The organism is Caulobacter sp. B11 (assembly GCF_002737765.1).
GTDB lineage: Bacteria > Pseudomonadota > Alphaproteobacteria > Caulobacterales > Caulobacteraceae > Caulobacter.
The window spans coordinates 1-4322 of record NZ_PEGG01000239.1 but is presented as its reverse complement, the minus strand read 5'-3'; the positions used below and the strand labels follow the sequence as shown (position 1 = coordinate 4322).

At 68.3% G+C, this 4322-nt stretch carries 2 protein-coding genes and 1 pseudogene; 1 reads left to right on the top strand and 2 read right to left on the bottom strand.

Features of this window, described 5'->3' with window-relative positions; all coding sequences use genetic code 11:
* Positions 1-242: 242 nt before the first annotated feature.
* Together CSW58_RS14385 and CSW58_RS10125 are read right to left on the bottom strand one after the other, a co-directional pair.
* Positions 243-689: a hypothetical protein gene (locus CSW58_RS14385; RefSeq protein ID WP_201721637.1), complete on the bottom strand. Its 447-nt coding sequence runs from the start codon at positions 687-689 to the stop codon at positions 243-245.
* A 93-nt stretch (positions 690-782) separates the two neighbouring features.
* A pseudogene (locus CSW58_RS10125) lies at positions 783-1800 on the bottom strand (RluA family pseudouridine synthase).
* Between the two features lie 98 nt (positions 1801-1898).
* Between CSW58_RS10125 and CSW58_RS10120 the strand changes: the two are divergent.
* Positions 1899-4247, top strand: a complete 2349-nt coding sequence (locus tag CSW58_RS10120) for a TonB-dependent receptor (protein WP_099447204.1) — start codon at positions 1899-1901, stop codon at positions 4245-4247.
* Positions 4248-4322 lie beyond the last annotated feature (75 nt).

Here is a 4322-nt window from a genome sequence, read left to right as displayed (position 1 = left end):
GGTCAGCGCGAGGGGGTTTGGGGAGACCGTGTCGCAGACCAGGCGCTTGTCGCGCATACCAGCCACCCATAGCGGTTCGACATAGCGACCATCGACCCGAAAATCCCGGCGCGCAGTCCGAGTCGCCGGCGTCCCGCTCCTGACCGAAGGCCAGCGAGATGGCGACCGACTGGCTCTTGCCGCCCCGGGCTAGTCGGCCGGCGTGGCGTCCGCCGCCGATCACGCCGGCATAGGGGCCCTGGTCATAGCCGTACCCCGCGCCATAGCCGTCGATATAGCGCCGCTGTTTTCCGTAGTCGGTCTGGCCGACGGCGCGCAGCGGGCCCAGGGGTGGCGGTCTCGCCCAGGGGGATCACGGTCGAGACATAGGCGCTGCGATAGCCGCCGGTGCCGATGGTGGCGCTGACCATTGCCGTGGACCTGGCGGGGCTCGCGATCCGGGGCGTCCTCGTCGCTGTAGGCCGGATCGACGGCCTGGGCGGGGCCAGCCAGGCGTCGACCTGTTCCTGGGTGGTCATCGGGCCGCTGGGGGCGACGGCGACCGGGAGGGCGGGGCTGGGTGGCCGGCGCAGACCGCTTTCGAAGCGGTGGCCACGGCCTCGTCGGCGGCCAAGGGGGTGGCGGTGGGCCAGGGCCAGGCCGGGGGCGGCCAGCAGGGTCAGGGCGAGGGCGAGGCGGGCGGCGTGCATGGCGAGGTCTCCGACCCGATGGGAGGTCGCACGCTAGGCGCGGCCTCGAGCGCAATTAGGGCGATATTGTTTCGGCGACGCAAGGCTGAGCGCTCAGAGCGCCTCGAGCCCGGCGCGCAGCAGCGCCATGTCCGGCGGCAGGGGCGTTTCGAAGCGCAGGGTCTCGCCGGTCACCGGGTGGACAAAGCCGAGCACCGAGGCGTGCAAGGCCTGGCGCGCGAAGCCCTGGGCGGTGATCAGGGCCCTGACCGGGCGGCGGCCTGGCTGGCCCCATAGACCGGATCGCCGAGGCAGGGCGCGCCCTTGCTGGCCATGTGGACGCGGATCTGGTGGGTGCGACCGGTCTCCAGACGGCAGGACACCAGGGCCGCCAGGGCTTGTCGGCCGGGCCGAAGGTCGCCTCGACGCGATAGTGGGTGGTGGCCTCGCGGCCGCCGCTCTTCAGGACGGCCATCTTCTTGCGGTCCCCCGGCGAGCGGCCCAACTGGGTGGTGATGGTGTCGGCCCGAGGGCTGGGGGCGCCGCGGGTCAGGGCCAGATAGACCCGGTCGATGTCGTGCTTGGCGAACAGAGCCGACAGGCCCTGATGGGCGGCGTCGGACTTGGCGGCGACCATGACGCCCGAGGTGTCCTTGTCGAGCCGATGGACAATGCCCGGCCGCGCCACGCCGCCCACTCCCGACAGGCTGCCCTGGCAGTGGTGCAGCAGGGCGTTGACCAGGGTGCCGGTATAGTTGCCGGGGGCCGGATGGGCCGCCATGCCGGCCGGCTTGTCGATGACGATCAGATGGGCGTCCTCGAACAGGACGGTCAGTGGGATGGCTTCGGCCGCGGGCTCGGCGGCGATCGGGGCGGGCACCTGCAACTGATAATGGCCCGGCCGCGCCTTTTGCGAGGCGTCGGTGATCACCACGCCGTCCAGGGTTAGTTGACCCTGGGCGATCAGGGCCTGAAGCCGGGCCCGTGACAGCGGCTCGAACTTTCCGGCCAGCACCTTGTCGAGTCGCTGCCCAGCGTCCTCCGCCGTCAGGGTGACGTCCCGAAAATCGGGCGGGACCGTGTCTTCGGCGCCGGTTTCGACGTCGTCGATCTCATCATCCAGCGCGTCCAAGGGGGTTTCACGGCTCCGTTATCATGCTGTCGCGCAACCGACACGGCCGGACCCTATCGGCCCAGCCCTAGATTTCTTGTTGTCTAAGGGGATAGTCGATGCGTTCGATCCACACCACCTTGCTCATGTCCGCCGTCAGCGCCCTGGCGCTGAACGCCGCCTCCAACGCCTGGGCCGACGCGGTCCCCGCGCCCGCCGACGCCGTGCAGGTCGAGCAACTGATCGTCACCGCTCAGAAGCGCGAGCAGAAGGTGATCGACGTTCCCGTCGCCCTGACCGCCTATTCGGGCGCCATGCTCGAGACCCTGGGGATCCAGGAGTTCGAGGAGCTGTCGCTGTTCGTGCCCGGCTTCGAAGTGCAGAACCAGTCGCCCAACAACCCGGGCTTCGTGATGCGCGGCATCACCTCCGACTCGGGCGAAGCCACCAACGAGCCGCGCGTCTCGGTCTACCAGGACGGCGTGTCGATCTCGAAGTCGCGCGGCTCCTATGTCGAGCTGTTCGATCTGGAGCGCATCGAAGTGGCCAAGGGTCCGCAGTCGACCCTCTATGGTCGCGGCGCCCTGATCGGCGCGGTCAATGTCATCCAGGCCAAGGCCCGGCCCGGCTTCTCGAGCGCGGCCAAGATCGAGGCCGGCAATTTCGGCTACTGGCTGGCCGAGGGCATGGTCAACGCGCCCGTCACCGACACCCTGTCGGTGCGCCTGGCCGGCCGGGTCAAGCACCGCGACGGCTATGTCGAGAACCTGCTCGGCGGCGAGGACTTCAATTCGACCGACACGGCGGCCGTGCGCCTGGCGGTCAACTGGCGTCCCAATGACCGGCTCAACACCGACCTGCTGATCAACTACCAGAACGACGCCCCGTCGGGCACCTCGTTCAAGTCGCTGACCTATCTGCCGACCCATCCGGACACCGGCGCGGTCCTGGGCGATCGCGGCCGTAATTCCGGCGCCGCCCTGGCCACCGTCGCGGGCTTCGAGAACAACCAGAAGCTCGGCCTGGAGCGCGACGTGTTCAGCGCCACGGCCCTGGCCAGCTACAAGATCAGCGACAGCCTCTCCCTGGCCTCGACGAGCGCCTATCGTCGGTTCGCGGGCGAGGAAGTGTTCGACGCCGACGGCTTCTCGCTGCCGCTGTTCACCTTCGCCGAGGACGCCCAGGGCAAGTCGGTCAGCCAGGATGTGCGCCTCAACTATGACGCCGGCGGCAAGATCACCGCCTTCGGCGGCCTGAGCTACTTCTGGGAAGACGGCAGCCAGCGCGTGCCGCTGCTGTTCAACGAGCGGGCCTATGCCGCCCGGGCCAGCGCCATTCCTGGCTTCGTGGCGCCCAATGTCGCGGGCCTGAACGTCATCAATTCCATTCCCGGTTTCGCGCCGCTGAAGAGCCAGCACCTGGAAAGCTATACCAACTACGGCACGACCAAGTCTTACGACGCCTATGCCGACGTGACCTGGAAGGCTACCGACCAGCTCGAACTGGCGGCCGGGGTTCGCTACACCTATGACGACAAGGAAAGCGGCTACGCGGCCCAGTTGCTCAATGGCGGTTCGGTGCTTGGCGGCAGCACGCCGACCGTGGCGCGCGGCCTGTTCGTCCAGCCGACCAAGGGCGGGCTGCCCGAGTATCGCAGCTTAAACGACAGCGGCGTGACCTATCGCGTCGTCGGCCGCTATGCCGTAACGCCCGACGCCAATCTCTACGCCTCGGTGGCCACGGGGCGTCGTCCCAAGGTGGTGGGCGGCGGCACGCCGGCCACGCCGGGCGGCGCGGTGCGGTTCAGCGAAATTCCGGCCGAGGAGGTCACCTCCTATGAGGCCGGCGCCAAGGGGGCGTTCTTTGAACGCCGCCTGACCCTGGACGGCGCGGTCTATCGCTATGACTACCAGAACTTCCAGACCTCGATCCGCACGTCCGGCGGCCAGATCATCTCGACCAACGCCGGCGAGGCCTCGGCGACCGGCTTCGAGGGCCAGGCGACCGTGCAGATCAACGCCAACGCCAGCGTCTTCGGCACCTATGCCTACAGCCACGCCCGCTTCGGCAACGGCCTGTTCAAGGACAACAGCTTCCGCCTGTCGCCCGACAACAGCCTGTCGTTCGGCGCCAATGTCGGCTTTGACTCGCCGGTCGGCCGCTTCACCGTCACGCCGACCTATACCTGGCAGTCGGAAGTGTTCTTCGACAACAACAACGACCGGGCGGATCTGCAGACCACGGGCGACAAGCTGCAGGACGAGAAGCAGGGCGCCTATGGCCTGATGAACCTGCGCGTCGGCTACCAGCCCGACAACACGGCGCTGAAGTTCGAGCTGTTCGCCACCAACCTGCTGGAACAGGACTACATCAAGGACGCCGGCAATACGGGCGACGCCTTCGGCATCCCCACCTTCATCGCCGGCGAGCCGCGCTTTGTCGGCGTCTCGATGTCGATCAAGCGCTAGACCTCAGTCGCGGAACGGCCCGTCGGGCCGTTCCGCGAAGAGACCTCGGGCGGCCTGGTCCTATTCGGATCCGGC

What these genes read in the sequence shown, in the direction of transcription:
- CSW58_RS14385 (WP_201721637.1), bottom strand. Translation starts at nt 689, where the DNA reads ATGCACGCCGCCCGCCTCGCCCTCGCCCTGACCCTGCTGGCCGCCCCC.
- CSW58_RS10120 (WP_099447204.1), top strand. Translation starts at nt 1,899, where the DNA reads ATGCGTTCGATCCACACCACCTTGCTCATGTCCGCCGTCAGCGCCCTG.